Genomic DNA, 25,530 nt, shown 5'->3' with positions numbered 1-25,530 from the left:
ACAGAGGAAGTTATGCGCGAATCTTCGAATCACCACTTCGTTACCCACGACGGCGTCGAGCTGTTCTATCGCCACTGGCCCGCTGCGCCTGCCGCGGACGATGCGCCGCGCCGCGCGGTGCTGCTGTTCCATCGCGGCCATGAGCACTCCGGGCGCATCGCCCACCTGGCCGACGAGCTGGACATGCCCGGCTTCGATATCTTCGCCTGGGATGCCCGCGGCCATGGCCAGTCCCCCGGCGCACGCGGCGACAGCCCGAGCTTTGGCACCAGCGTGCGCGATGTGCAGACCTTCGTCGAACACATCACCGCCACCTACGGCATCGCCGTCAGCGACATGGCGGTGGTGGCGCAGAGCGTCGGCGCCGTGTTGATCTCCACCTGGGTGCACGACTACGCGCCGCCGATCCGCAGCCTGGTGCTCGCCTCGCCGGCGTTCAAGGTCAAGCTCTACGTGCCCTTCGCCCGGCCGGGGCTGAAGCTGGCCCGCTGGTGGCGCGGCAATTTCTTCGTCAACAGCTACGTCAAATCCAACTTCCTCACCCACGACCCCGAGCGCATCGCCTCCTTCGACAGCGACCCGCTGATCGCCCGCGCCATCTCGGTGAACGTGCTGCTCGGCCTCTACGACGCCGCCGAGCGCGTGGTAGCCGACGCCCAGGCGATCCAGGTGCCGACCCAGCTGCTGGTCTCCGGCTCCGACTTCGTGGTGCACCGCAAGCCGCAGCAACGCTTCTTCGACAACCTCGGCACGGCGCGCAAGGAACTGCACATCCTGCCCGGCTTCTTCCATGACACCCTCGGCGAGCTGAATCGCGAGCAGGCGGTGACCCGCGCACGGCGCTTCATCCTCGAATGCTTCGCCCGCGCGCCGGAGCGCCCGGACCTGCGCGATGCCGACCGCTTCGGCTACACCTGCGCCGAGGCGGAAGCCCTGGCGACGCCGTTGCCCAGCGGGTCGATCCGCGACCTCTACTGGCGGGCGACACGCGCCAACATGCGCCTGGGCCGCCTGCTCTCGGATGGCATCAACCTGGGCTTCCAGACTGGCTTCGACTCCGGCAGCACCCTGGATTACGTCTATCGCAACCAGCCCGCCGGCGCAGGCCTCGTCGGCCGGATGATCGACCGCACCTACCTGGAGTCCGCCGGCTGGCGCGGCATCCGCCAGCGCAAGGTGAACATCGAGGAACTGCTGCGCCTGGCCATGGCAGAGCTGCGCAAGCAGGGTCGCGAGGTGCGCATCCTCGATATCGCCGCCGGCCACGGGCGCTACATCCTCGAAGCGTTGCAGGGCGTAGAGCCGTTGCCGGAAAGCGTGCTGCTGCGCGATTACAGCGAGTTGAACGTGCGCGAGGGCTCGGCGCTGATCGAGCGGCTGGGCCTGAAGGACCGCGCTCGCTTCGTGCAGGGCGACGCCTTCGATGGCGCGGACCTTGCCGCTGTCGAACCGAAGCCGAGCCTGGCGGTGGTCTCCGGCCTTTATGAGCTGTTCGCCGACAACACCATGGTCAGCGGCTCGCTGGCCGGCCTCGGCGAAGCGGTTGAGGAGGGCGGCTACCTGATCTACACCGGCCAGCCCTGGCACCCGCAGCTGGAACTGATCGCCCGTGCCCTGACCAGCCATCGCGCCGGCCAGGCCTGGGTGATGCGCCGCCGCACGCAGCTGGAGATGGACCAACTGGTGGCGGCCGCCGGCTTCCGCAAGCTGGCCCAGCGCATCGACGAGGACGGCATCTTCACCGTGTCCCTGGCCCGCCGGGAGCGCAGCTGATGGCTGCAGCAATGCCGGCGCGCGATCCCGGCGTGCTGCGCCGTGCCGTGGTGTGGCTGGTGTTCCTCGGGCCGTTCTTCTTCGCCAGCTACGGCTTCGCCAACTGGATGGCGACGCAGCGCGAGTCGGTCGGCGTGCTGGTGTTCGACTGGGAGCGCGGCATGCCGCTGTGGCCCTGGACCATCATCCCGTACTGGTCCATCGACTTGCTCTATGGCCTGTCCTTCCTGCTGCCGCGCACCCGCCGCGAGCTGGACAGCCACGCCCTGCGCCTGCTCAGCGCGCAGGTGATCGCGGTGAGCTGCTTCCTGCTCTTGCCGCTGCGCTTCAGCTTCGAACGGCCGGCGCTGGAGGGCGTCTTCGGCTGGCTGTTCGACCTGCTGATGGGCTTCGACAAGCCGTTCAATCAGGCGCCTTCGCTGCACATCGCGCTGCTGGTGATCCTCTGGGTCGCCTACGGCCGCTATGCCGGCGGCCTCTGGCGCTGGCTGCTGCACGGCTGGTTCGCGCTGATCGGCCTGTCCGTGCTGACCACCTGGCAGCACCATTTCATCGATGTGCCGACCGGCGCGCTGGCGGGTTTCCTGTGCGTGTGGCTGTGGCCGAGCGAAGGTCGTTCGCCGATTGCCGCCTGGAAACTCAGCGGCGACCCGCGCCGGCTGCGGCTGGCGGCCTTCTACGCTGTCGGGGCGGCAGTATGTGCGCTGCTGGCGCTGGCTGCCGGCGGTGCGTGGCTCTGGCTGTGCTGGCCGGCGGTGTCGCTGGCGCTGGTTGCGCTCTGCTACCTGGGCATCGGTGCGGAGGGCTTCCAGAAGCGCGCCGACGGCCGGCATTCGCTGGCGGTGTCCTGGCTGCTGGCGCCCTGTCTGCTGGGCGCCTGGATCAACTCCCGCGCCTGGACGCGCCGCCACCCACAGCCAGACGAAGTGCTGCCTGGTCTCTGGCTGGGGCGTCTGCCGGGGCCGTCCGATCGTTCGTCGGAACATGGGGCCGGCGTTCTCGATCTCTGCGCCGAGCTTCCCTGTACCGCCCATGACGACCGTTATGCGTCGTTGCCGCTGCTGGATCTGCTGGCGCCCAGCGTCGAGCAGTGCCGGCGCGGTGCCGAACTGATCGATCAGCTGCGCGGCGACGGTCCGCTGCTGGTGTGCTGCGCGCTGGGCTATTCGCGCAGCGCCACGGTGGTCGCCGCCTGGCTGCTGATTTCCGGGCGCGCCACCACGGTCGAGGACGCCGTGGCACAGATACGCCGGGCGCGCCCGCAGATCGTGCTCAAGTCCGAGCAACTGGCGGTGCTGGCACAACTGGCCGGGCAGCCGCAATTGTCGAGGGAGATGAGCCATGTCGGTTGATCCGGGGCTGATTCTGGTGGCCAGCCTGCTGCGCCGTGGCAGCAGTCTCAATGGCCTTTCCTCCGCGCTGACCGTGCTCGCCCTGGCGCTCGGCTTCTACGGCGTGCTGATGGCCAGCGCCTCGCTGGCGTTCAGCCTGAGCATGGCGCTGCTGGTGCTGCTGGGCCTTGCGCAGAAGTTCTATGCCATGCGCGTGGCGCTCGACGCCGACCTGTTCCAGGCCATGGCGAATGCCGGCGATGCGCTGCCAGAGCGGACGAAACAACTGGACGACGCATTGACCACCTACGCCGGTGTGCCGGCGGAAAAAGCTGGCCGCCCCTGGGCCGAACGCAGCCGTGGCGCGCTCGCGCTGTTGCGCCGGCAGGCGCTGCTGTGCGCGGCGCAGTGGCTCGTCGCGCTGCTGTGCCTGATCACCCTGACCTTCGAATCCTGAGGAACGTACCCGGATGCTGGAACGACTCTTCGCCTACGCCATCATCGCCGGCGCCCGTGCGGTGACCGGCCTGCGCAGCCTGTGGATCGGCACCACGCCCATCCCGGCGCAGCGCATCTACTACGCCAACCACAGCAGCCATGGCGACTTCGTGTTGCTCTGGGCCTCGCTGCCGCCCGAGCTGCGGGGCCGGACCCGGCCGGTGGCCGGCTCCGACTACTGGGGCAAGGGCGGCCTGCGTGGCTTCATCATCAATCGCGTGTTCCACGGCGTGCTGATCGACCGCACGCGCAGTGCCGAAGGCGGCAATCCGCTGGAGCCGGTGGAGCAGGCGCTGGCCGACGGCGACTCGCTGATCCTGTTTCCCGAAGGCACGCGCAACCTCGACGAGGAGGTGCGCCTGCTGCCGTTCAAAAGCGGCATCTACCACCTGTCCCGGAAGCACCCGCAGGTGGAGCTGGTGCCGGTGTGGCTCGACAACCTCAACCGCGTGATGCCCAAGGGCCGTGCGCTGCCGTTGCCCCTGCTGTGCACCCTGAGCTTCGGCGCGCCGCTGGCGGTGCAGGAGGGCGAGGGCAAGGAAGCCTTCCTCGAACGCGCCCGCGAGGCATTGCTCAGGCTCGCCGAGCCGGAGGGCCACTGATATGAACCAGACCTGGCTGCTCTTCGGTGGCATCGGCGCCATCCTCCTACTCGCCTCGCTGGTCGGCGCGGTGCTGCGCTGGAAGGCGCCGCCCGGACCGCACGCGGTGATCGACAACCTCAATGCGCGGATCAATGCCTGGTGGGTGATGGTCGCGGTGATCGGCGGCGCCTTCGCGCTTGGCCAATGGGCGGTGATCCTGCTGTTCTACGGCGTGTCCTTCTACGCCCTGCGCGAGTTTCTCACGCTGATGCCGACCCGGCGCAGCGACTACCCGGCGCTGGTGGCGGCCTTCTACTTCGTGCTGCCGATGCAGTACCTGCTGATCGGCATCCAGTGGTACGGGCTGTTCTCCATCTTCATCCCGGTCTACATGTTCCTGCTGCTGCCGATCCTCGCCTCGCTGGGCGGCGACTCCAAGCATTTCCTTGAGCGCGCCTCGAAGGTGCAGTGGGGGCTGATGCTGGCGGTGTTCTGCATCTCCTTCGTGCCGGCGCTGCTGACCTTGAAGATCGCCGGCTACGAGGGGCGCAACCTGCTGCTGATCGCCTTCCTGGTAATCGTCGTGCAGCTCTCGGACGTGCTGCAGTACGTCTGCGGCAAGTTGTTCGGCAAGCGCAAGATCGCGCCGAACCTGTCGCCGTCCAAGACCGTAGAAGGCTTCGTCGGCGGCGTGGCGCTGGCCACCCTGATCGGCGGCGCGCTGTGGTGGATCACCCCCTTCAAGCCCTGGCAGGCGCTGGTGATCGCGCTGATGATCAACATCCTCGGCTTCTTCGGCGGGCTGGTGATGTCGGCGATCAAGCGTGACCGGGGCGTGAAGGACTGGGGGCACATGATCGAAGGCCACGGCGGCATGCTCGACCGCCTGGATTCGGTGTGCTTCGCGGCGCCAGTGTTCTTCCATTTCGTCCGCTACTGGTGGACCTGACGAGCGGCAGGCCAGATGGGACGGGGCCTTGAGCCAGGGTGAGGGGGTTTTTCCCGCTCTGGCCGGGGCTGCCGCCGTTGCGCGGGCGGGTTCACGGCTACGCTTGATTGAACCGCTGGCGAATTGCCGTGGGGCCAGCGGTGCGCCAGGGGGGCTGCCTGTCGATTCACTGCGAGGCCACGAACAAATGAGAACTCACTTCAATGTTGAGCTCTTTTGGCGAACTTTAGGCGGAGTTCGCCCATGAACGAGCTATTTGACGGCGTCTTTTCCCCCACCTGCCTGATCACGGCCACCGGTGCCTTCTGCGCCGAGGCGGTGATCGCGTCGTTGCGGCGCCACTCGGACGCACGGCTGGTCGGGATCAACGTCCAGCCCCCGGAGTGGTGCGCCACCTCGGCGTTGCTGGATGCCGCTTACCAGGTGCCTCCCGCGCGGGACGTGGCCGCTTACATCCGCCGCGTGCTGTCGATCTGCGAGGCCGAGCGGGTGACCCATGTGCTGCCGCTGATCGATCCCGAGATCGATGCGTTCGCGCTGCACCATGAGACGTTCACCTCCCGTGGCATCACCTTGTGCATGCCGCCGTTGGACACCATCCACGTCGCCCGCGACAAGTGGCGGGTCTACCAGGCATTCGCAGACGTCGAAGGCATCCGCGCCATTCCCACCTGGCGCCTGCAGGACCTGCCGGTGCCGGGGCTGGAGCTGCCGCTGATCGCCAAGCCATGCGACGGCCGCAATTGCGAGGGGTTGGCGCGCATCCGCGACCCGGATTACCTGCGTTACATCCAGGGCCATTGCCAGGACCGCGATTACATCGTGCAGCCGATGCTCCCTGGCGAGGTGTGCGTGGTCGACGTGGTACGGGAGGGTCGCACGGGGCAGTGGGCGGGTATGGCCCGCCAGGAGCTGGTGCGTACCTCCAACGGCGCCGGCCTGACCGTGCGGATGCTGCCCGATGCGTCGCTGGTCGACGCGGCCGGCAAGGTCGCCCAAGTGCTGGGCGTGAATGGCTGCATCAACATGGAATTCCTCGTCCACGATGGCGAGGCGTTGCTGATGGACGTCAACCCGAGGTTCTCCGGCGGGATCGCCTTCACCTACCTCTCCGGCTACGACATGGTGCTCAACCACTTCCGCTGTTTCCCGGGGGGTGAGCTGGACCCGCCGGTGGTGCCCGCGCCGGCCATCCATGCGCGGCATTACGTGGAGGTCACCACCGTCAGCGGACTGTGACGGGGCGGCTCTCAGAAGAGGCTGCTGACCACGCCCGACGCCATCGCCTTGGTTTGGTGTTCAGCCCCCGGCGAGCCGGAACGCATCGGCCATGCGGTCCTGCTCGCGCAGGGAAAGCCCCAACCCCCGTGCCAGGGTTCGCCACTGGCGGACGATGCCACGGCTGTGCTCGATGATGTCGTCCGCCTCACCGAGGCTCAGGCGGAAGTAGGTCGCCACTTCCCGCGCCAGCTCCAGGTCCAGGGCGTTGTCCGCGTCGGTGATGTTCAGCTTCAGGCCGTCGGCATGGGCGACGGGATTCATGTCGTAGGCCTCGGACAGCCGCCAGCCGCGACCGGGCACCAGGATGAAGCCGTGGTTGCGCAGGTGGTCGTCGGTGTTGGAGACCAGCAGGTTGAAGACGATGCGCGACCAGAGCTCGCGCAGGTCCGCTTTGGTCAGCGCGCCTTCGCGGATCAGTACCTCGGCCAGCTCCAGGTAGCTCACGCCAGTGGATGCATCGTCGCCATCGGTGCGGCCGGTCAGGGTCATCGCCGAAGCGAAGTGCAGCCGGCGGCCGGCAGCCGTACGGTCGAAGCGACGCACCATGAAGCAGTGGTGGTCGCTGGCGAACTTCTGCGCTTGGGCTTCGGCAACATGCAGCCCGCATCCCACCGCCAGGGCATTGACCAGCATCTCCCAGCCGCCCACGTCGTAGGTGTCGCGGCGGCTGGGAAACTTGGCGATGTAGAGATGCCCCTGTTTGTCCGCGACGCTGGCCTTGGGGCGCGCACCACCGAGCGAGCCGCCGGGCGCGATCAGCATCCGCAGCCAGTCGCCGCCTTGCAGGGCGGTGTTCTCCGGGTCTTCTTCCAGGGCGCGGGCGGCGCGTTCCAGCGCGGCGATTTCAGTGAAGGGCGGAGCGGCCAGGTCGGCGCGGTCATCGAGGAATGCGCCCTGGTCCTCGAGCTTGTAGCGCAGGGCGCCAACACGGTACAGGTCATGGACGCCCAGCAGGTAGTCCGACTCATAGAGCCGCGTGGCCTTGTCGATCACTCCGGCGCGTACCTCACGCTCCCATCTCCGGTCCATCAACAGTCGGCCCCAGCGATCCGGGCTGGAGTCGGCGAATACGCCGAACTTGTCCTGTGCAGGCGCCGGGAACTGCGCGCCTTCGAACAGGCCCAGGCGCGGGTCGAGTTGTATGAGCCCGAGCACCGGATCGCTCAGGACATCCGAGTCGTAGCGAAACTCGAACAGCTCGGCAGCGCGCGTCTTTCGCGAGGTGAGCAAGCCAAGCCGGCGCGGTGCGGGAAGGCCGTCCCAGTCTGCGTACACCCCGATCATGGTCATGGCTATTCGCGCTCCTTGCGTTCTTTCTTCACGGGCTTGAGGAGGTCCACCAGCGCTTTCGCCGTGATGCCTTTATCGGCGACGGCACTCTCGTCTGGCTCGGCCGAAACCAATGCGGCCTTGCCCTCTGCAACGGCATCCTGCCCTGTGCTCAGGCTCCTGCGTTGGGGATAGCGCGATTTTGCAGGCACGGTCTCGCGCCGGCGTTGGCTCAGCAGGCGGGAGTCCTGCAACTGGCGACCCAGCTCGTCGGTTTCGCCCAGCTTCGCCAGGTCCGACTCCAGCCCCAGCACCTGCATGACCGACAGGTAGGCACCGATGGTCACGCCGGCGCCGCCGGCTTCCAGGGCGCGCAGAGTCATTGGTGACATACCAGAGCGCTCGGCAACCTGCTTGGCCGTGAGTTTGCGGCGCAGACGTGCGAGCTTGAGCCGCTCGCCGAAGTCAGCGAGCAACTGGTTGGTCTGTGGTAGCAGGGGGGCGGTCTTCTTTGCCATGGCGCTAATATTCCAGCTTTCCGACGCGATATTCGCCAGAATATTAGCACTATTAATTAAGTGGATGCGGAAAAGCCCTGAGGTGTTAGTGCCAATATTGCTTCAATGTGATCAATATATCGCTAGAATAATGGCACTTATCAATCGATGGCTCAGTGCAGTCGCGCCCTGCCCAGCAGACTGCGGTTGAAGCTTACCGACATCGAGGTCGCCAACTCGGTGAACGCCGCGCTTGGCCGGTCCAGTTTGAAGCCCTGCTCGAAGCGGCCGTTCTTGGCATCCTTTTTCGACCACTGGCAGATGGCGGTGATGTCCACCGGTCGGGTGTGATCCTCGCGCACCGGAATCTCCAGGCGCATGTCGTAGCAGCTGCCCGGCGCCAGCGGCTCTTCCGTCACCAGTCGCAAGCCGCCCATCGAGACGTCGAGGACCTCCCCCATGGAGTCACCGCCCAGGCGGTTGATCACGTTGACCTGGCCGATGTGGCGGAAGGTCAATCGACGGTGCTTGCGCATGGGGGCCGCTTGTAGGGAGCGGGCTCTGGGATGGGCGCTTCGGGAAACGAATCGCGCGCGCATCCTGGCAGCGCCGGTACCTCAATCGAACTCAAAAGCTATCAAATGGCCAGTATTTGGCGCGGAATCGCCTCGCCTTCCATCGCCCGGCGCGCTGCTGCAGCGGTGCAACGGATAATCTGAAACCTGCGCTGCGCGATTGCACAGGGTGCTGCGATTCTGCATACACGCTCTGGCGCTACCCCGCGTCGCACGGGCCCTGCGCGCTGGCATGCAACGTGCCTTGCTCTTCTTGAAAGCCGCCACGCGGCCGCATCGCTGTGTTGGGATATTGCATTGGAGAAGGAAATGGACCCGCTACAACTGCTGCTGGACAGGGGCTTGCTGCTGTCCGACAGCCTGACGTCCCAGGGACGCTTCATCGAGGTTTCCGCCGAGCAGACCGACCAGCTCGGCTACCCGCCCGGCTCGCTGGACGGCCAGGACATCGAGCAGGTCTATACCGCCGAGTCGGTCAACGCCCTGCAACAGCTGTTCGCCAGCCCGCCGGCGGACGAGCGCGTGCAGGACCTGGAGCTGACCCTGATCCGCCACAACGGCGGCCTGCTGCCGGTACTCGCCAGCGGCGTGCTGCAATGGCGCGACGGCGAGCCCGCGCGCCTGCATCTGGTGAAGATGCCGCTGGGGCCGATCAGCCGCCGTCTGGGCGAGCTGCAGAGCGCCAACGAAGTGATGAGCCAGATGCTCTTCAGCGCACGGGTGGCCTACTGGTGCATCGAGTTCGCCGAGTCGGTGGACGTGCGCGAGACGCCCGACGAGATCGTCCGCCAGGTGTTCGAAAATCGCTCCTACTGGCGCATGTGCAACCGCGCCATGGCCAACATCTACGAGATGCCCGCCGACGTCGACTTCAGCGAGCAACCGGTGCGCCTGTACTGGCCGCGCAGCCCGGCCAACGAGGAGTTCGTGCGGCGCCTGATCGAGGCGGAGTTCCACGTCGACGGCGCGCTCTCGGTGGACCGCCGCCACGACGGCTCGCCCGCCTACGTGGAGAACGACGTGCGCGCCAGCATCCACAACGGCCGCATGCTGCGCATGTGGGGCAGCCTGCGCGACGTCAGTCAGGAACTGCGCATGCAGCACGATGCCGAGCAACGCATCGAGGCGCTGCGCCGGGTGTTCGACGCGGTGCCCGACGCCGTGCTGGTGATCGATGAGCAGGCGCAGCCGCAGTGGCGCAACGCGGCCTTTGAGCAGACCTTCGGCATCACCCGCGCGGCCGGCCTGGCCTCGACGCTTAACCGCCTGCCGCTGCCCGAACGCACCTGGCAGTTGCTCGATTTGCCGGACCAGTTCGGCAGCTACCTGTCCTTCAACAGCCATTGCTCGCGCATCCTCATCCACGAGGGTGTGGCCTGGCGCGTCTTCGTGCTGCGCCAGGCGAGCGAGGCGACGGAACTGCATCCATGAACGAAGAAGGCTTCTTCGCGCCCCCGCGCATGGGCATGCGCTCCTCGGTCAGCGCCTCCGGGGAGATGCTCTCCGCGCTGCTGGAGACGCCGGCGCTGCACGCACTGCTGGACAGCTTCAGCGAGGCGGTGATCGTCTGCGATGGCGACTCGCGCGTACGCTTCATCAACCTCGCGGCGGAGCGGGTCAACCGCGTTACCCGCGCGGATGTGCTGGGGCTGTCGGATGCGGACTTCTTCCAGCGTTCGGCCTTGCAGTTCGACGATTTCCTGCAGGTCCTGCGGCGCGGCGGCAAGAGTGCGCTGACCCGCTCCCGCGATGGCCGGGTGTTCCTCACCCGCGCCCAGGCGGTGCCCACCGGCGCCTACGAGAAGCCCTACAGCCTGCTGATCCAGCGCGAGTACGAGCCGGGCACAGGCAGCCCGCGCAGCCCGTCCGGACGTGCCTCCGCGCCCGAGGTGCAGGGCCTGGGCGACCCGCAGGACAATGCGCTGCACATGTCACCGCTGTTGTCCTCCATCGCCGACATGGGTGTGCGCGCCTTCCGCCGCCGCGCGCGCCTGCTGCTGCTCGGCGAGCCTGGCGTGGGCAAGACCGCCATCGCCCGGCACATCCACCGCGCCGCCGGCTGGGGCGACCGGCCCTTCATCGACGTGAACTGCGCGAGCATCCCGGAAACCCTGTTCGAATCGGAGATGTTCGGCTACGAGCGCGGCGCCTTCACCGGCGCGCTGCAATCGGGCAAGCGTGGCTACATCGAGAGCGCCTCGGGCGGCACGCTGTTCCTCGACGAGATCGGCGAAATCCCGCTGCAGGTGCAGGCCAAGCTGCTCAAGTTCCTGGAAGACGGCACCATCCAGCCGGTGGGCTCGCCGCTGTCGAAACAGGTTCAGGTGCAGGTGATCGCCGCGACCAACAAGGATCTGCGCGCCCAGGTGGCGGCCGGCGAATTCCGCGCCGACCTCTACTACCGCCTGGCCGTGCTGCCGGTGGAAATCCCGCCGCTACGTGCCCACCGAGACGACCTGCCGGTGCTGATGGACATCCTCCTGGCGCGCATCAACCGCGACCGCCAGCCGGCGCTGCGGCTCGCCTCGGGCTGCCGCGAGCGCCTGCTGGGCTACGACTACCCCGGCAACATCCGCGAGCTGGTGAACATCTTCGAACGCCTCGCCGTGCTGGCCGACGACGTGGCGGAAGAACTGCACCTGCCGCCGGAACTGCTCGGCGCACTGCCGGCCGGCAGCCCCGTCGCCCTCGACGAGCCGGCTGCGGCCATCGACGACCAGCCGCTCAAGGCCCAGGTGCAGCGCTACGAACGCCAGGTCATCCTGCGCGCGGTGCGCCTGTGCGGCAGCAAGCGCAAGGCGGCGATTCATCTGGGCATCGATGTCGGCACCTTGATCCGCAAGTTGCAGCGCGACGATTGAGCTCCACCTGATATACCGCGCATCTCCGGAAAGCCCCTCACCCCAGCCCTCTCCCAGAGGGAGAGGGGGCCGTCTGGAGCGCGCTGATAGTTGGGAGTCAGCCGGCGAGCTCGTAAGGTGAAGCTCGCGCCGAATAGTCCCCTCTCCCTTTGGGAGAGTGTTAGGGTGAGGGTAGCCGGAGGTATCGGCGTCCACCGATGTTCGCGAGCAAGCTTGCTCCTACAAAAGACGGCCCGCGCGGGACGCCCGATCACGCCCCTTTCCCGCATACCGAAGAAACACCCCTGCGACAATCCACCGCTGCAACCCTGCCTACAGTCGTTGTCATTTCTGCTTACACCTCCATCCTTTGATTTAATATTTATCCTTTATTTTCAATAGCTTAAAAGATTGGCACAGCCTGTGCTCTGACTACCTCCGACCCGTGGCCGTGCACGGGTCCTCGAATCGCGCCGGTACTCCTGACCGAGAGAGCCGGCAGTTCTGGAGGCACAAGAATAATGCTCATCACAGGTATCAAGAGCCGGCCGGTCTATGACCAGTTGCGCCCGCTCACCGGTGGCCACCACCACATCATCGCCGGCCAGGGCAGCGGCGGCGCCGCCATGCTCCGCCTGCTGGCCGAGATGCCGCGCAGCGCGCCCATCCGCGTGCTGTATTCCACCGAATCCTTCTCCGGCCAGGATCACCTCGCCGCGCTGCGCGACATCACTGACGTGGAGCTTTCGATCTACCCGAGCAACCGTGCGCTGGTCGATGACCTGCATGCGCTGCTGGGCCAGTCGCGCATGGGTACTCGCCTGTACCTGGCCGGGTCGGAAAGCTTCATCGGCACCGCCATGCAGGCCGCCGACGCGATCAACCTGAACAAGGATGAAGTGCTGCGCGAACACGCCGGCTCCTTCGTGCGCCGCGTCTGGTGCGTGCATTGCGACGGCTACACCGAGAACGTCACCCAGCGTGTCTTCGAGTGCCCGCACTGCGCCCGCACCCTGGTGGTCCGCGACCACTACTCCCGCCGCCTCGCCGCCTTCCAGGCCGTGAAGGCCGACGCCGAAGTGCCCGGCGAACTGCCCGAAGCCGAGGAGCTCGACACATGAGCCAGTCCAACGGAACCCTGAATGTCCGCGTCACCCGCATCGAGCAGGTGACCCCGGAGATCAAGCGCTTCACCCTGGCCTCCACCGACGGCGCGCACCTGACCCCGTTCTCCGGCGGCAGCAACGTCGTGGTGCTGATGCCCCACGCCACCGGCACCTACCGAAACGCCTACTCGCTGATGAGTTCGCCCTACGACGCCAGCGCCTACCAGATTGCCGTGCGCCGCGTGGAAGACGGCCGTGGCGGCTCCAAGCACATGCATGACGTGGTGAAGGAAGGCGACGAGCTGGAAATCCTCCGCCCGGTGAACCTGTTCCCGCTGAGCAAGCACGCACGCCTGCACCTGTTCATCGCCGGCGGCGTTGGCATCACCCCGGTGTGCTCGCAACTGGCCGAACTGCGCCTGCGCGGCACGCCCTTCGAAGTGCACCTGGCGGTGCGTGGCGACGCCCATGCGCGCCTGGGTGAAGAACTGCTGCAGGAATACGGCGACGCCGTGCGCCTGTACCGCGACGACCGTGGCGAGCGCCTCAACATCAGCGCCGTGCTGGCCGACCGGCCGTTGGGCAGCGACGTCTACGTCTGCGGCCCCGAAGGCATGATCCAAGGCACGATCGACGCCGCCCACGCCCACGGCTGGACCGACAGCCACATCCACTACGAGCGCTTCCTCGAACAGGGCAGCGTCGGCGAGGCGTTCAGCGTCACCCTGGCGCGCAGCGGCGCGACCATCAATGTGTCGCCCGACCAGAGCCTGCTGGAGGCCGCCGAGGCCGCCGGCCACGAAATCCCGTACCTGTGCCGCGGCGGCGCCTGCGGCATGTGCGAGACCAACGTCCTCGAACTGGACGGAGAAATCCTCCACACCGACGACTGGCTGTCCGACGAGGACAAGGCCGCCAACAACAAGATCATGCCCTGCGTGTCGCGTGCCAAGTGCTCGCGGCTGGTCATCGACTGCTGAGCCGGAGAACGACCATGACCATCCAATTCCGCCCCGACGAAACCTACCGCGACGACTACACCTACGCGAACAGCCAGGAATGCATCGACCGCGCGCCCTGGCCCTTCCCGGACGACGAGTACATGTACTCGATGAACCTGGAACCGCATGTCAGCGTGGGCAACGATGCCTTCCGCGCGGTGTTCGACATCGACGAGCACTACATCAGCGAGTGCCGCGACCGCGCGATCACCCTGGAGAAGGACCCGGGCATGCACTACGTCTCCGCGCCGCACATGATGGAGGCGCAGTGGGACCTGCTCGAACTGATCATGGAGTCCTATGCCAAGGACTACCCGGAGTACTTCTCCCTGGAGAAGGACGGCACCCGCTGGCACTGGACCAACAAGCTGCTGAACATCGACGACACCTTCACCTTCGGTGATCCCTCGACCCTGCCCTATGAGCCGATGGAGTACGTCACCCGCCAGGCCCAGGGCGACTGGGTGCTGCAGGAAGAACGCGACGGCACCCTGTACTGGGGCGCGGGCATCGCCACCCAGCGCGCCGACTACTCGCTGCGCTTCAACCTGGGCATGGCCTGGCACGAGTTCCACGGCCCGGTGCCACTGGTGAAGGAAACCGGCATGCTCGACCGCGCGCTGAAGTTCCTCCTGCGCCTGCGCAATGGCCACCCGGTGCGCCGCCTGAACTGGTCGCTGACCGTCAACCCGCGCCTGGACGTGTCCGCCGAATCGCTGCCCGAGTGGGCGCCGGACCGCACCACGGTCACCGCCGAAAATGCCGGTCAGAAGGTCTACTTGCGCATCGAGCTGCAACCGCTGCACCGTCTGCCGCGCAGCAACGCCATCGTGTTCCCGATCCGGACCTACCTGCTGAGCCTGGAGGACATCGCCACCAACCCGGCGTGGGCCAAGCGCATGCACCGCGTGCTCAAGACCCTCGACCAGCAGCTGGTCGACTACAAGGGCTTCACCCGCTACCACCAGCAAGCCGTGGAGTGGCTCTCGCAGTTCGACGACGGCCAGTGATCGTCGCTTCGCACCCATAAAAAGCAAACCCGAAAAGGGATCCGGCGGGCGTCGTGAGGCCCGCCGGTGATTGCCTTCTGCCCATCAACCCCTGAGAGGAAACAACGATGAGTGGGTCTCCTGCCAAGCGTGCCGCTGGCGTAACCGATTCCGATGCTGAGCAGCTCGCCGCGCTCGGCTACAGCTCCAACTTCGAACGCAGCATGAGCCTGTGGGAGAACTTCTCCCTGGGCTTCACCTACCTGTCGCCGGTGGTCGGCGTCTACACTCTGTTCGGCCTGTGCCTGGCCGCCGGCGGTCCGCCGATGTTCTGGACCTACCTGCTGATCGGCCTGGGCCAGATGCTGGTGTGCCTGGTGTTCTGCGAAGTGGTCTCGCAATTCCCGATCTCCGGGGGCGTCTACCCCTGGGCGCGCCGCCTGGTGGGCAAGCGCTGGGCATGGATGGTGGGCTGGGTATACGCCTGGGCGCTGTGTACCTCCATCGCCGGCATCGCCGTGGGCGCCAGCCCCTACTTGGCCGCCATGCTCGGCTTCGAGATGCACGGTAATGCCGCCATCGGCATCGCCCTGGGCCTGATTGCGCTGACCACCGTACTCAACCTCAGCGGCACCAAGCTGCTGGCCCGCGTCGCCATGTTCGGCTTCCTCTGCGAGCTGGGCGGTGCGCTGCTGGTGGGCGGCTACCTGCTGATCTTCGAGCGCCACAACGACTTCAGCGTGCTGTTCAACACCTTCGACATCAAGGTCGACGGCAGCTACTGGCCGGCCTTCCTCGCCGCGTCGCTGGCGGGGCTGTTCCAGTACTACGGCTTCGAGGCCTGCGGCGACGTCGCCGAGGAAACCCCGAACCCGGGCAAGATGATCCCCAAGACCATGCGCATGACCATCTACATCGGCGGCGCCGCCGCGATGTTCGCCTGCCTGGCGCTGATCCTCTCGGTGCCGGACATCCAGCGCGTGATCCACGGCGAAGACACCGACCCGGTGACCACCATCCTGGCCAACGCCTTCGGCCCGGTGGGTTCGAAGCTGGTGATGGCGGTGGTGATGGTGTCGTTCGTGTCCTGCGTGCTCAGCCTGCAGGCCGCCGCCAGCCGCCTGCTGTTCGCCTATGCCCGCGACGAGATGATCGTCGGCAGCAAGGCCCTGTCCAAGCTCAACAGCAACCATGTGCCGGCCGTCGCGCTGGTGGTGGCGGGCGTGATGCCGGCGGCCATCGTCTGCCTGGGCCTGTTCATGGCGGACGCCGTGGCCACCATCGTCGGCTTCGCCGCGATCGGCATCTACGTGTCCTTCCAGCTGATCGTCATCGCCTCGCTGATCGCCCGCGCCAAGGGCTGGGTGCCCGGCGGCCAGTTCAGCCTGGGCAAGTGGGGCGTGCCGGTGAACATCGCGGCGCTGGTCTACGGCGTGGCGGCGATCACCAACATGGTCTGGCCGCGCACCCCGGACGCCCCCTGGTACATGAACTACTCGATGATCCTCACCACCGTCGTGGTGATCGGCGCGGGCCTGGTCTACATGCTGCTGGCCAAGCCCTACGACAAGGGCACCGCTCCGGCGGGCGACGCCCACCGGATCTCCGGCCGCCAACTACCCGAGCGCGCTTCGGGCGCGCTGACCGAACCGGCTTGATCGCAACGTTGACGCAATTCGGGCCATACGCCTGAGGGGCTGCGTCTGGATCGTCACCATTCCCCGATGACGGTCCCCTGCGTTTGCGCAACGGACCGCCATCCCCGCGATGGTCGGTCCGTTTTTTTATGCCCGCGGCGGGGCAGCCGTCGGCTCCAGAGTCGATTCCGGAGCGCCCTGAAGCCAAGGTCAATCGGCGTATAACGCGGAGCGTTATACGCCCTACGTTTCGGCGAACGGGCAATCCACACGTCGTTCAATGCGACCTCGGTCGGGGCTCAGACGCGCCCGCTGACCGGGATGCAGGCGCCGGTGATCGCCGCCGCATCGTCCGAGGCGAGGAACAGCAGGGTCGCCGCCAGTTGTTCCGGGCGCACCCAGCGGTCGAATTCGGCGTCGGGCATGTCGGCGCGGTTCTGAGGGGTGTCGATGATGCTTGGCATCAGCGCGTTGACGGTGATGCGCGCATCCTTCAGCTCTTCGGCCAGCGCCTCGGTCAGGCGCATCACCCCGGCCTTGGAGGCCGCGTAGGCACCGGTTCCCAGCGCCGCGCGGGTGGCGGCGGCAGCCGCGATATTGAGAATGCGACCATGGCCGCGCGCCTTCAGGTGCGCCAACGCGGCCTGGCTGGAGACGACGGCGGTACGCAGGTTGATGCGGTACATCAGGTCCCAGGTGTCGACGTCGCCGTCGGCCAGGGTTTCCCAGTGGAAGCCGCCGGCCACGTTGATCAGCGCGTCCAGCCCGCCGAAATGCTCGCTGGCGCGGTCGATGGCGTCGCGGGCGGCCGTGCTGTCGGTCAGGTCGACGCCGCCCAGGGACAGCGCGCCGGCCTGTGGATAACGTGGACTGACGGCCCGGTCGAGCAACGCGACCTGCCAGCCGGCGGCGGCGAAAGTCTGGCCGACCACGCTGCCCAGGTGGCCGAAGCCGCCGGTGATGGCGACGATCTTGTTCATGCAGTGCACCTTCGAGGCGTTGGAAGAGCGGCACTTATAGGGTTAGCACGCGGGCGGAGAAAGGTCGCCGACGACAGAAGCAGGGACGGATCGGGACGCCCCGGCCTAGCCGTGCATCAACTCGCCCAGCAGTTCGTCCTTGAGCCGTTGCAGCAGCGCGTCCCCGCGCTGGCGCGGATGCGGCAGGTCCACTCGAACCTCATGACGAATCCGCCCTGGCCGGGCGTCCATCACGATTACCCGGTCGCCCAGGTACAGCGCCTCTTCCACGTCATGGGTGACCATGATCATGGTGCTGCGCTGCTGTACCCAGATGCGCTGCAGCTCGTGCTGCAGGCGCACACGGGTGAGGGCATCGAGGGCGCCGAAGGGTTCGTCCAGCAGCAGCACCTTGGGCCGGGTGATCAGTGCGCGGGCGATGGCGGCGCGTTGCGCCATGCCGCCGGAGAGCTGGTGCGGGTAGGCCTGCTCGAAGCCGGTCAGGCCCACCAGTTCCAGATGGTCCGCGACCAGCTCGCGCTTCTCTGCGCGGCTGAGCTTCTGCTTCTTCAGCGCCAGGGCGACGTTGTCCTGCACGGTCTTCCAGGGGAACAGGCGGTGATCCTGGAACACGATGCCGCGTTCGAGACTGGTGCCGGTCACGGCTTCGCCGTCGAGTAGGATGCGCCCGCTGTAGTCATTCTCCAGCCCGACGATCAGCCGCAGCAGCGAGGATTTGCCGCAGCCGCTGGCGCCGACGATGCTGACGAACTCGCCGGGGCGCACCGCCAGGTCGATGTTTTCCAATACCGGCAGGCTGCGCCCGTCGATGGAATAGGCCTTGCTCAGGCCCTGGATGGCCAGCGCGCCTTGCTGCGCCTGCTGGGCCGGAAGGAGGGCGGGGTCGAGGATCGCGTTCATGGTCTGGGCACTCATGGCAAAAGGGTCAGCGCAGGTTGCGCCAGCGCAGCAGGTGGCGCGCGGCGCGGGCGAACAGCTGGTTCATGGCGTAGCCGAGCAGGCCGATGCTGAGCACGCCGATCACCACGATCTCCATGCGCGAGCCGGTCTCGGCGTTCATCATCAGGTTGCCCAGGCCCATGCCGGTGGACAGGAACAGCTCGCAACCCACCGAACTCACCCAGGCGAAGGCCAGCGCGTGCAGCACGCCGTTGCTCAGGCTGGGCAGGGCCCCTGGCAGCAGCACCTCGCGGAACTGCTGCCAGGGGCCGAAGGCGTAGAGGCGGCCGACTTCGCGGTAGCGCTTCTCCACGTCGCGGAAGCCCTCGAAGGCGTTCAGCGTCATCGGGTAGAAGGCGGCGAGGCTGACGATCAGCACCTTGGACGGCTCGCCGCTGCCGAACCACAGGGCGATTAGCGGGATCAGGCCGAGGATCGGCACCTGGCGGATGGTGTGATACAGCGGCGCGAACAGCCGCTCCATTGGCCGCGACAGCGCCATGCCGGCGCCCAGTGCGAAGCCGGCGAGCACGCCGATCAGCAGGCCGAGGCAGGTGCGTTGAAGGCTGGCGGACACGCTCAGCCACAGCTCGCCGGTTCGGATCAGCTCGATGAATCCTGCGCCGATGCGCTCCAGCGGAACGAAGGCGTAAGCGGCGCTGGCGCCCTGTTGCGACTGCCAGTGCCAGGCGGCGATCAGCAGCAGCGGCAGCACCAGCCCGCGCAGGCGTTTGAGCGTTTGAATCATGGCGTCGGTCTCCAGCGCAGCAGGCGCTTCTCCAGCAGGCGGAAGGCGAAGTCGAGGATGAAGCCGATGGCCCCGGTGACCACCACGCCGACCATCACGATGTCGATGCGCAGCATCTGCCGGCTCAGCTCGATCATCTGGCCCAGGCCGCTGTCGGCGGCGAGCAGTTCGGCGGCCACCAGCACCATCCAGGCGCGGCTCAGGCTGATGCGCAGGCCGGTGACGATGGGCGGCGCGGCGGCGGGGAAGGCGACGTCGCGCAGCAGGCTCCACAGCGGCAGGCGGTACACGCTGGCGACCTCGAAATAGCTGCGCGGGATGCCTTTCACGCCTTCGCTGGCGGCCAGCGCCACGGGGAAGAAGGCGGCCTTGGTGACGATCAGGACCTTGAAGGTTTCTTCCACGCCGAAGAACAGGATGAACATCGGGATCAGCGCGATCGACGGCACCTGGCGCAGGGTGTGGAACAGCGGCGCGCAGTAGGCTTCCACGGTTTTCGACAGCGCCATGGCGGTGCCGAACACCTGGCCGCCCAGCGCACCGATGGAGAAGCCGATGGCCAGGCGCGACAGGCTGTTGACCACGTGCTCGCGCAGCTCGCCAGTGGCCAGCAGGTCGCGGAAGCTCGCCCAGACCTCCACCGGCGGCACCAGCAGTTGCGGCGGGAACCAGCCGGCGCGGGCGGCGAAGAACCAGGCCAGCAGCAGGAGCAGTGGCGAGGCGAACCAGCTCAGTCGATCGAATGTTCTGGCCATTTCTCAACCCTCCTGGCCGAGCAGCGGCCCGGCGGTCTGGCGGCGCAGCTTGCGTTGCCAGCAGAACAGCGCGGCCAGCAGCACCAGGGGAATCCAGCAGAGGAACAGGTTGCCCAGCCCGACGAAGTGGCTGATCGCCCCGCCCAGCAGTGCGCCGGAAAAACTGCCGGACATGGAGGCGAGGTTGAACAGCCCGGAAATCTTGCTCTTGTCCATGGCGTGCTCGCCCAGCTGGGCCATGTTCACCAGGTGGATGAGCGCCGCCGCAGCGCTGAGCAGCACGCCGCCCAAGGCCAGCAGCCAGTAGTTATGCGCGCTGCCGAGCAGCAGCAGGGCGGCCAGCGCGGCAGAAAGGCTGCCGATGTAGGCCAGACGGCGGCCGCTGCGCTCGATCAGGTAGCCGAAGCCGAACAGCCCGAGCACCGAGGCCAGGCCCTGGATCATCACCAGGCTTACCGCCTGGCCTTGCGAGAGGCCGGCGACTTCCATCGCCAGCAGCAGGATGAAGGTGCCGAACAGCGCGCTGGTGGCGGCGCTGAGCAGCTCGATCAGGCAGCTCTCGGCGATCTCCACGTTGGCCAGCATGGCCCCGACCTGCTGCAGCAGGCCGCCGGTGGCGGCGGCCACGGGGAGGTCTTCGGAGGGCGCTTCGCCCTCCCAGAAACCGAGGCTGTAGAAGGCCATCAAACCGAAGCACAGGCCGATGGCGGCAAAGCCCCAGGCGAAGCTCGCCGCGCCGCTCAGCCAGTTGCCCAGCAGCGGCCCGAGCAGGCCCATGCCCAAGGTCAGCGAGCCGCGGTACCAGCCGGCCTTGTCGTTGCCGATGCGCTTGAGCTGGCGCAGGAAGGCGCTGTTCATGGCGACGATGCGGAAGGGGATGCACAGGCCGATCAGCAGGCGCGCAAACGCCAGCCACAGCCAGCCGCCAAACAGCGGGATGGCCAGGTTCAGCAGCATCGGCCCGAGGCTGGCGAGGAAGTACACCCGGCGCGCGCCGAAGCGGGCGATGACGAAGCCGGCCGGCAGGGTGAGGATCACCATGCCGAGGGCCTCCATGGCGGAGATGATGCCGATCTGCATGGCGTTGGCGCCGATGCTGATGGCGTAGAGCGTGGTGACGATCTTCGCCATGCCGATGGTGGCGCCGCTGAACGCCGCCAGCAGCATGAAGTTGAGCAGGAAGGCGGCGGGCCGCGCCGGGTTAGATGGCGACATCGATCTTCCCCAGCAGGGCTTCCAGCGGACGCGGGTCGATCCAGTCGTCGACGCTGACGTCGGCGCCGATGAAGTCCCAGCGCTGGAGGAACGCGGTGAGGTCGCGCAGCGCGTTGACCGAGCGTTCCGCCAGCTTGGTCTGCAGGCGCAGGTGGGCATCCTCGCCGTAGGCACTGGCGACCCAGAACTCGCTGGTGTTCAGCTCGCGGGCGAGGAAGCGGCGGGTCTCCTCCGGGTGCGCCCAGGCCCATTGCTCGGCGCGCAGCACGGTGTCGAGCACCCGCACGGCGGCATCGAAATGTTCGTCCAGCAGTTGCTGGTCGACGGTCAGGGTGCGCGGCGTGCCGATGTTGGAGCGCACCAGTGGCTCGGGGTGCGAGCCGACGTCCAGCACCACATGCAGGCCGAATTCATGGGCCAGCTGCAGGCCGTGGGCGCCCTTGAGGAAGATGGCGTCGATGTCGCCGCGTAGCAGGCCGATCAGTTCGTTGTTGCGTTGCACCACGCGGTTGCCCTTGAGCGCCACCTGGGCGCCGAACACATGGCGCACCGGGTCGTCGCTGTAGGTGCCGCCGTAGGGGTAGTCCACCAGCTCGACGTCGCGCACTTCCAGGCCTTCCAGGCGCAGGGCGTTCTCCAGCCCGCGCAGGGACTGGGCGCGGGTGAAGTCGATCTGCACGTTGGCCCACTTCGGCAGGCCGAAGCGCCGGTGGCGCAGGTCGCGGATGCTGCGTACGCCGCTGTCCGGGGCGCTGACGATAAGCTGCACCTCATCGCTCCACGACAGCCCGACCACCCGCGTGCGCGCGCCGCTGGCGCGGGCCCAGATGGCCGGGATGTTGCCGCCGTGGCGCACGGAGTAGGGCAGGTGGTGGTCGAAATGCGCCTCGCGCACCTCGCGTTCGGAGGATTCGCGCAGCGACTGGATGCGCGTGCCGAACGGGCGGAAGGCCTGCGCCAGGCGCCCGGATTCGACGGCGATGCCGAGCCCCGTGGGGACGGGGCTGTGGGTGTACCAGAGGGTTTCCAGCGGTGTGCTCATGGGTGTCCGTCGGGGGAAGAAAGCCCCCGCGCCGTCGCGCGGGAGCCCGGGTCGGGAAACAGAGGGAATCGCCCTCGTGACGTTGATCAGCCGGTCTTCTGTGCCAGGCGGCTGCGCAGGGCTTCCAGCGGGCGCGGGTCGATCCACTCGCGCACGTCGACGCTTGCCGGGATGAAGTTCCAGCGCTGCAGGAAGTCGGTGAAGTCCTGCAGGGCGAGGATCGAGCCTTCGTCCAGGTTGGTGCGCAGGCGCAGGTGGGCGTCCTCGCCGTAGGCGGTGGCGACCCAGAACTCGCTGCTGTTGGTTTCCCGTGCCAAATAGCGGCGGGTCTCGTCCGGGTGCTGGTGCGCCCAGTCCTCGGCGCGAAGCACCGAGGCGAGGATTGCGGTGGCGGCGTCGGGGTGTTGCTCCAGCAGGTTGAGGTCGACGCTCAGGGTGCGCGGGGTGCCGTTGTTGGAGCGGATCAGCGGCTCCGGGTGTGCGCCGGTGTCGATCACCGTGTGCAGGCCGAACTGCTGCGCCAGCTGCACGGCGTGGGCGCCCTTGAGGAAGATCGCGTCCACTTCGCCGCGCAGCAGGCCGACCAGTTCCGGGTTCTGGCTGCGCCGACGGCTGCCGCCGTGGCCGGTGATGCCGACGATGTTGCTGGGCGCCTCGTCGCTGAAAGTGCCCTTCAGGCCGAAGTCCACCAGTTCGACGTCGCGCACTTCCAGGCCGTCCAGGCGCAGGGCGTTTTCCAGGCCGCGGATGGCCTGGGCGCGGGTGAAGTCGATCTGCGCGCCGCTCCAGTCCGGTAGGCCAAAGCGCCGGCCTTTTAGGTCACGCACGGTGCGGATGCCGCTCTCGGCGGTGGTCAGGATCAGCTGCGCTTCGTCGGCCCAGGACAGGCCGATCACGCGGGTCTCGCGGCCGCTGGCGCGGGCCCAGATGGCCGGGATATTGCCGCCGTGGCGCACCGAGTTCTGCAGCGTGTGGTCGAAGTGCGACTCGCGCACCGCCTGGTCGGCGGACTCGCGCAGCGACTTGATCTGCGTGCCCTGTTCGGCCAGGGCTTCTTTCAGCCAGCCTTTCTGCACGGCGATGCCGAGGCCGGTGGGGACGGGGCAGCGGGTGTACCAGAGGGTATCGAGGGGACGGGACATGTGCAGCTCCTTGTGGCTCAGGCGCGGGCCTTGAGTTCGTGGACGTCGGCGCGTTTGCCCTGCACCAGCGGCAGGACTTCCTGGCCGATGCGCAGGGCTTCTTCCAGGTGCGGGTTGCCGGCGAGGATGAAGGTGGAGAAACCGGCGTCGCGGTATTCGGCGAGGCGTTCGGCGACGTTCTCGTGGCTGCCCACCAGGCCAATGGTCGGCCCCGGTTTGGCCTTGCCGAAGCCGGCCCAGAGGTTGGGGCCGAGGATCAGGTCGTCGAAGCGCTCGACGTTCTGGTGGTAGGCGGTCTGCCGCGCGGCGCCGACGGAATCCGAGCCGGTGGCGAAGTTCTTGATGAAGGCGCTGGTGCGTGCATCGATACGCTCGTACTGGCGGCGCAGCTCGCTCCAGGCGGCTTCTTCGGTCTCGCGGGCGAACAGGTCGATGCGGATGCCGAAGCGGATCTCGCGGCCCTGCTTGTCGGCCAGCTCGCGCACGCGCTCCAGGTGCGGCTTGAGCTTGTCGATCGGCTCGGCCCAGTTCAGGTAGACGTCGGCGTGTTTCGCCGCGACGTCCAGCGCAGGGTCCGAGAAGCCGGAGAAGTACACGCCGGGCTTGCGCACGTTCTTCAGCGCGATGGGCAGCGAGCCGTTCTCCAGCTGGTAGATATCGCCCTGGTAGGAGAACTGCTCGTTCTTCCACAGGCCGTCGATGATGTCGAGGAACTCGCCGGTGCGCTGGTAGCGCTTGTCGTGTTCGAGGAAATCGCCGTTGGCGCGCTGGCTGGCGGGGTTGCCGCCAGTGATGATGTTCCACTCCAGGCGGCCGTGGGACAGGCTCTGGAGGATCGCGGCCTGCTGCGCGGCGTAGGCTGGCAGGGTCCAGGCAGCCTGGAAGGCGATCAGGAACTTGATCCGGCGGGTCTCGCGGGCCAGCGCGGCGGCGGCGATCCATGGCTCCGGCCCGGTGGGCAGCAGCGCGCCCTCGAAGCCGGCGATCTCGGCGGCCTTGGCGACCTGGGCGATGTAGTCGATGTAGGTGAAACCGTCCGGCTCGCCGTTGGGCAGGCGGCCCGGGGCGATGTTGCCGGGGCGCTCGATGTGGCTGCCACGGTTGTTCTTGTCCGAGGCGAGATAGGGACCGTCGCTGCCCAGCGGCAGTCGCCAGAAGAATTCGGTGCTCATGGCCTTGCTCCTTTGCTTTGCGGGGGCAGCGTCGTGCTGCTCGTACAAGGTCTTGAGCAAGGGCTGTGCCCAAAGGCTGCAGGCCAGGCGTGGCGGGGCTTTCAGGGTGGTGTGCTGCTGCGGCAGCAGGGCGTTTGTCTGTACAGCAGCAGTGGGGCAGCAGGGGATGCTGGGCGGGCAGCAATTTCGGCGGTGATCGGGCCTTTGGTGGCTTTCTGTTCGCTTTGTGATTCGTAATTGATTGATTTGTATGGATATTTTTGAGTGGCACAAGTCCTGCTCTGTCAGTGGGACACCGCCATGCGGTTCATTCATCCCCGACTGCCAGGAGGCATTCCATGTCCACCCACGACCCGAAACTCGCCAGCCAGCTCGAACAGGTCCGCCGCGACTTCGCCAAGGCCTTCCGCGTGCTCAAGGAAAGCCGCACCCTCACCGCCACCAACACCTACCAGGCCTACGTGCGCGTGCCGGACAGCGACCAGGTGATCGCCGTCCATGCGCCTAATCCCTGGGCCGACGACCAGGAAATCCGCGCGGTGATCGCCACCTACGACGGCGAGGTGATCCTCGACGAATCCATCGCGGGCGCGACCCCGCTCAGCGGCCGTGGCGCGGGTGGCAACGGCAAGCGTTATGCGGCGATCTTCCAGGCGCGTCCGGAAATCAACGTGGTGATCCACGTCCACACGCCCTACCTCGGCGGCTGGGCCAGCGCCCACCGCGTGCTGCCGATCCGCTACGCCGCCTCCCAGCGCGTGACCCTGGCCCGCGAACTGCCGATCTACATCGACCGTCGCCAGCCAGAGCCGCTGTTCATCCTCGACAAGATCGCCGAGAACCCGCATACCCCGGCCATCCTCGAAGCCAACGGCGGCGCGACCTTCTGGGGCGAGGACCTGATCAAGGCCTCCAAGCTGATCCTGCTGATCGAGGAAGGCGCCTACTTCCAGGGCCTCGCCGAAGGTCTGGGCGGCTCCCAGGAGTTCGGCCCCGGCGTGCTGGAGCAGCAATGGAAGATGACCGGCCTCTGGGAGCAGGGGCAGAAGCTGCTGGAAGTGGCGGCTTGAGCCGTTCCTGAGAAACGAAAAAGCCCTCTTGCGAGGGCTTTTTCATGGGCGAGGTGCGGCTTTCGTAGGAGCGACGGGGGCGCCCAGCCCTTGTCCGCGAAGAGGTTCGCTTCCTGCCGGCAAATCCGGCTTGCCCG

Annotated in this window: 24 protein-coding genes; 13 read left to right on the top strand and 11 right to left on the bottom strand. The window is 67.2% G+C overall.

Features of this window, described 5'->3' with window-relative positions; genetic code table 11:
* Nucleotides 1-12 precede the first annotated feature (12 nt).
* The 6 genes from ACNFBT_RS06795 to ACNFBT_RS06770 all read left to right on the top strand — a co-directional run bounded on the left by ACNFBT_RS06795 (nucleotide 13) and on the right by ACNFBT_RS06770 (nucleotide 6,374).
* Nucleotides 13-1,773, top strand: coding sequence for a bifunctional alpha/beta hydrolase/class I SAM-dependent methyltransferase (locus ACNFBT_RS06795; RefSeq protein ID WP_416747686.1), 1,761 nt, complete (start codon nucleotides 13-15; stop codon nucleotides 1,771-1,773).
* A gap of 11 nt (nucleotides 1,774-1,784) precedes the next feature.
* A complete protein-coding gene (locus ACNFBT_RS06790; protein ID WP_416748300.1) occupies nucleotides 1,785-3,125 on the top strand; it encodes a phosphatase PAP2/dual specificity phosphatase family protein in 1,341 nt (446 codons plus the stop codon).
* Entirely contained in the window at nucleotides 3,115-3,561 is a 447-nt protein-coding gene (locus tag ACNFBT_RS06785) for a hypothetical protein (protein ID WP_416747684.1), read from the top strand. The genes ACNFBT_RS06790 and ACNFBT_RS06785 overlap by 11 nt, the downstream gene beginning before the upstream one ends.
* Before the next feature lie 13 nt (nucleotides 3,562-3,574).
* Nucleotides 3,575-4,204 (top strand): lysophospholipid acyltransferase family protein, encoded by a 630-nt coding sequence (locus ACNFBT_RS06780; protein ID WP_416747682.1) that lies wholly within the window; start codon nucleotides 3,575-3,577, stop codon nucleotides 4,202-4,204.
* A 1-nt stretch (nucleotide 4,205) separates the two neighbouring features.
* Nucleotides 4,206-5,135 carry a phosphatidate cytidylyltransferase gene (locus ACNFBT_RS06775; RefSeq protein ID WP_416747680.1) on the top strand — a complete coding sequence of 310 codons (930 nt, stop codon included), beginning with the start codon at nucleotides 4,206-4,208 and terminating at the stop codon, nucleotides 5,133-5,135.
* A 243-nt stretch (nucleotides 5,136-5,378) separates the two neighbouring features.
* Nucleotides 5,379-6,374: an ATP-grasp domain-containing protein gene (locus tag ACNFBT_RS06770; RefSeq protein ID WP_416747678.1), complete on the top strand. Its 996-nt coding sequence runs from the start codon at nucleotides 5,379-5,381 to the stop codon at nucleotides 6,372-6,374.
* A 60-nt stretch (nucleotides 6,375-6,434) separates the two neighbouring features.
* Here ACNFBT_RS06770 and ACNFBT_RS06765 read toward each other — a convergent pair whose 3' ends face one another.
* From ACNFBT_RS06765 to ACNFBT_RS06755, 3 genes are all read right to left on the bottom strand, one after another.
* Nucleotides 6,435-7,706, bottom strand: a complete 1,272-nt coding sequence (locus ACNFBT_RS06765; RefSeq protein ID WP_416747676.1) for a type II toxin-antitoxin system HipA family toxin — start codon at nucleotides 7,704-7,706, stop codon at nucleotides 6,435-6,437.
* Between the two features lie 2 nt (nucleotides 7,707-7,708).
* Entirely contained in the window at nucleotides 7,709-8,203 is a 495-nt protein-coding gene (locus tag ACNFBT_RS06760; RefSeq protein WP_416747674.1) for a helix-turn-helix domain-containing protein, read from the bottom strand.
* 152 nt (nucleotides 8,204-8,355) lie between these two features.
* Complete coding sequence (locus ACNFBT_RS06755) at nucleotides 8,356-8,718, bottom strand: PilZ domain-containing protein (protein ID WP_416747672.1); 363 nt, start codon at nucleotides 8,716-8,718, stop codon at nucleotides 8,356-8,358.
* Between the two features lie 348 nt (nucleotides 8,719-9,066).
* Between ACNFBT_RS06755 and ACNFBT_RS06750 the strand changes: the two genes are divergently transcribed.
* The 6 genes from ACNFBT_RS06750 to ACNFBT_RS06725 all read left to right on the top strand — a co-directional run bounded on the left by ACNFBT_RS06750 (nucleotide 9,067) and on the right by ACNFBT_RS06725 (nucleotide 16,351).
* A complete protein-coding gene (locus ACNFBT_RS06750; protein ID WP_416747670.1) occupies nucleotides 9,067-10,188 on the top strand; it encodes a PAS domain-containing protein in 1,122 nt (373 codons plus the stop codon).
* The gene (locus ACNFBT_RS06745; protein WP_416747668.1) at nucleotides 10,185-11,618 is read left to right on the top strand and encodes a sigma-54 interaction domain-containing protein; all 1,434 of its coding nucleotides are present in this window, start codon (nucleotides 10,185-10,187) and stop codon (nucleotides 11,616-11,618) included. The genes ACNFBT_RS06750 and ACNFBT_RS06745 overlap by 4 nt, the downstream gene beginning before the upstream one ends.
* A 500-nt stretch (nucleotides 11,619-12,118) precedes the next feature.
* Nucleotides 12,119-12,718: a dimethylamine monooxygenase subunit DmmA family protein gene (locus ACNFBT_RS06740; RefSeq protein WP_416747666.1), complete on the top strand. Its 600-nt coding sequence runs from the start codon at nucleotides 12,119-12,121 to the stop codon at nucleotides 12,716-12,718.
* On the top strand, nucleotides 12,715-13,683 hold the full coding sequence (locus ACNFBT_RS06735) for a PDR/VanB family oxidoreductase (RefSeq protein WP_416747664.1): 969 nt from the start codon (nucleotides 12,715-12,717) through the stop codon (nucleotides 13,681-13,683). The genes ACNFBT_RS06740 and ACNFBT_RS06735 overlap by 4 nt, the downstream gene beginning before the upstream one ends.
* Before the next feature lie 14 nt (nucleotides 13,684-13,697).
* On the top strand, nucleotides 13,698-14,714 hold the full coding sequence (locus ACNFBT_RS06730; protein ID WP_416747663.1) for a heme-dependent oxidative N-demethylase family protein: 1,017 nt from the start codon (nucleotides 13,698-13,700) through the stop codon (nucleotides 14,712-14,714).
* A 107-nt stretch (nucleotides 14,715-14,821) separates the two neighbouring features.
* A complete protein-coding gene (locus ACNFBT_RS06725) occupies nucleotides 14,822-16,351 on the top strand; it encodes an APC family permease (protein WP_416747661.1) in 1,530 nt (509 codons plus the stop codon).
* A gap of 278 nt (nucleotides 16,352-16,629) precedes the next feature.
* Here the strand turns inward: ACNFBT_RS06725 and ACNFBT_RS06720 are convergent, their stop codons facing one another.
* From ACNFBT_RS06720 to ACNFBT_RS06685, 8 genes are all read right to left on the bottom strand, one after another.
* Nucleotides 16,630-17,310 carry an SDR family NAD(P)-dependent oxidoreductase gene (locus tag ACNFBT_RS06720; RefSeq protein ID WP_416747659.1) on the bottom strand — a complete coding sequence of 227 codons (681 nt, stop codon included), beginning with the start codon at nucleotides 17,308-17,310 and terminating at the stop codon, nucleotides 16,630-16,632.
* A gap of 105 nt (nucleotides 17,311-17,415) precedes the next feature.
* On the bottom strand, nucleotides 17,416-18,210 hold the full coding sequence (locus tag ACNFBT_RS06715) for an ABC transporter ATP-binding protein (RefSeq protein ID WP_416748298.1): 795 nt from the start codon (nucleotides 18,208-18,210) through the stop codon (nucleotides 17,416-17,418).
* A gap of 25 nt (nucleotides 18,211-18,235) precedes the next feature.
* Nucleotides 18,236-18,997: an ABC transporter permease gene (locus ACNFBT_RS06710; RefSeq protein ID WP_416747657.1), complete on the bottom strand. Its 762-nt coding sequence runs from the start codon at nucleotides 18,995-18,997 to the stop codon at nucleotides 18,236-18,238.
* Nucleotides 18,994-19,752 (bottom strand): ABC transporter permease, encoded by a 759-nt coding sequence (locus ACNFBT_RS06705; RefSeq protein ID WP_416747655.1) that lies wholly within the window; start codon nucleotides 19,750-19,752, stop codon nucleotides 18,994-18,996. The genes ACNFBT_RS06710 and ACNFBT_RS06705 overlap by 4 nt, the downstream gene beginning before the upstream one ends.
* A gap of 3 nt (nucleotides 19,753-19,755) precedes the next feature.
* Nucleotides 19,756-20,967 carry an MFS transporter gene (locus ACNFBT_RS06700; RefSeq protein ID WP_416747654.1) on the bottom strand — a complete coding sequence of 404 codons (1,212 nt, stop codon included), beginning with the start codon at nucleotides 20,965-20,967 and terminating at the stop codon, nucleotides 19,756-19,758.
* Entirely contained in the window at nucleotides 20,954-22,009 is a 1,056-nt protein-coding gene (locus tag ACNFBT_RS06695; protein WP_416747652.1) for an ABC transporter substrate-binding protein, read from the bottom strand. Before ACNFBT_RS06695 ends, ACNFBT_RS06700 begins: the two co-directional genes overlap by 14 nt.
* Nucleotides 22,010-22,095: 86 nt before the next feature.
* On the bottom strand, nucleotides 22,096-23,151 hold the full coding sequence (locus tag ACNFBT_RS06690) for an ABC transporter substrate-binding protein (protein WP_416747650.1): 1,056 nt from the start codon (nucleotides 23,149-23,151) through the stop codon (nucleotides 22,096-22,098).
* 17 nt (nucleotides 23,152-23,168) lie between these two features.
* On the bottom strand, nucleotides 23,169-24,323 hold the full coding sequence (locus tag ACNFBT_RS06685) for an LLM class flavin-dependent oxidoreductase (protein WP_416747648.1): 1,155 nt from the start codon (nucleotides 24,321-24,323) through the stop codon (nucleotides 23,169-23,171).
* A gap of 338 nt (nucleotides 24,324-24,661) precedes the next feature.
* On the opposite strand from ACNFBT_RS06685, the gene ACNFBT_RS06680 reads away from it, so the two are divergent.
* A complete protein-coding gene (locus ACNFBT_RS06680) occupies nucleotides 24,662-25,393 on the top strand; it encodes a class II aldolase/adducin family protein (protein ID WP_416747646.1) in 732 nt (243 codons plus the stop codon).
* The last annotated feature ends 137 nt before the right edge of the window (nucleotides 25,394-25,530 follow it).

It is taken from the genome of Pseudomonas sp. NY15181 (assembly GCF_048068055.1).
In the GTDB taxonomy this organism is placed as follows: Bacteria; Pseudomonadota; Gammaproteobacteria; order Pseudomonadales; family Pseudomonadaceae; genus Pseudomonas.
Note: the sequence above shows the minus strand (reverse complement) of the source record. Positions and strands in the feature narration are given on the sequence as shown.

Coding starts and splice junctions, on each gene's coding strand:
- ACNFBT_RS06795 (WP_416747686.1), top strand. CDS start 13: ATGCGCGAATCTTCGAATCACCACTTCGTTACCCACGACGGCGTCGAG.
- ACNFBT_RS06790 (WP_416748300.1), top strand. CDS start 1,785: ATGCCGGCGCGCGATCCCGGCGTGCTGCGCCGTGCCGTGGTGTGGCTG.
- ACNFBT_RS06785 (WP_416747684.1), top strand. CDS start 3,115: ATGTCGGTTGATCCGGGGCTGATTCTGGTGGCCAGCCTGCTGCGCCGT.
- ACNFBT_RS06780 (WP_416747682.1), top strand. CDS start 3,575: ATGCTGGAACGACTCTTCGCCTACGCCATCATCGCCGGCGCCCGTGCG.
- ACNFBT_RS06775 (WP_416747680.1), top strand. CDS start 4,206: ATGAACCAGACCTGGCTGCTCTTCGGTGGCATCGGCGCCATCCTCCTA.
- ACNFBT_RS06770 (WP_416747678.1), top strand. CDS start 5,379: ATGAACGAGCTATTTGACGGCGTCTTTTCCCCCACCTGCCTGATCACG.
- ACNFBT_RS06765 (WP_416747676.1), bottom strand. CDS start 7,706: ATGACCATGATCGGGGTGTACGCAGACTGGGACGGCCTTCCCGCACCG.
- ACNFBT_RS06760 (WP_416747674.1), bottom strand. CDS start 8,203: ATGGCAAAGAAGACCGCCCCCCTGCTACCACAGACCAACCAGTTGCTC.
- ACNFBT_RS06755 (WP_416747672.1), bottom strand. CDS start 8,718: ATGCGCAAGCACCGTCGATTGACCTTCCGCCACATCGGCCAGGTCAAC.
- ACNFBT_RS06750 (WP_416747670.1), top strand. CDS start 9,067: ATGGACCCGCTACAACTGCTGCTGGACAGGGGCTTGCTGCTGTCCGAC.
- ACNFBT_RS06745 (WP_416747668.1), top strand. CDS start 10,185: ATGAACGAAGAAGGCTTCTTCGCGCCCCCGCGCATGGGCATGCGCTCC.
- ACNFBT_RS06740 (WP_416747666.1), top strand. CDS start 12,119: ATGCTCATCACAGGTATCAAGAGCCGGCCGGTCTATGACCAGTTGCGC.
- ACNFBT_RS06735 (WP_416747664.1), top strand. CDS start 12,715: ATGAGCCAGTCCAACGGAACCCTGAATGTCCGCGTCACCCGCATCGAG.
- ACNFBT_RS06730 (WP_416747663.1), top strand. CDS start 13,698: ATGACCATCCAATTCCGCCCCGACGAAACCTACCGCGACGACTACACC.
- ACNFBT_RS06725 (WP_416747661.1), top strand. CDS start 14,822: ATGAGTGGGTCTCCTGCCAAGCGTGCCGCTGGCGTAACCGATTCCGAT.
- ACNFBT_RS06720 (WP_416747659.1), bottom strand. CDS start 17,310: ATGAACAAGATCGTCGCCATCACCGGCGGCTTCGGCCACCTGGGCAGC.
- ACNFBT_RS06715 (WP_416748298.1), bottom strand. CDS start 18,210: ATGAACGCGATCCTCGACCCCGCCCTCCTTCCGGCCCAGCAGGCGCAG.
- ACNFBT_RS06710 (WP_416747657.1), bottom strand. CDS start 18,997: ATGATTCAAACGCTCAAACGCCTGCGCGGGCTGGTGCTGCCGCTGCTG.
- ACNFBT_RS06705 (WP_416747655.1), bottom strand. CDS start 19,752: ATGGCCAGAACATTCGATCGACTGAGCTGGTTCGCCTCGCCACTGCTC.
- ACNFBT_RS06700 (WP_416747654.1), bottom strand. CDS start 20,967: ATGTCGCCATCTAACCCGGCGCGGCCCGCCGCCTTCCTGCTCAACTTC.
- ACNFBT_RS06695 (WP_416747652.1), bottom strand. CDS start 22,009: ATGAGCACACCGCTGGAAACCCTCTGGTACACCCACAGCCCCGTCCCC.
- ACNFBT_RS06690 (WP_416747650.1), bottom strand. CDS start 23,151: ATGTCCCGTCCCCTCGATACCCTCTGGTACACCCGCTGCCCCGTCCCC.
- ACNFBT_RS06685 (WP_416747648.1), bottom strand. CDS start 24,323: ATGAGCACCGAATTCTTCTGGCGACTGCCGCTGGGCAGCGACGGTCCC.
- ACNFBT_RS06680 (WP_416747646.1), top strand. CDS start 24,662: ATGTCCACCCACGACCCGAAACTCGCCAGCCAGCTCGAACAGGTCCGC.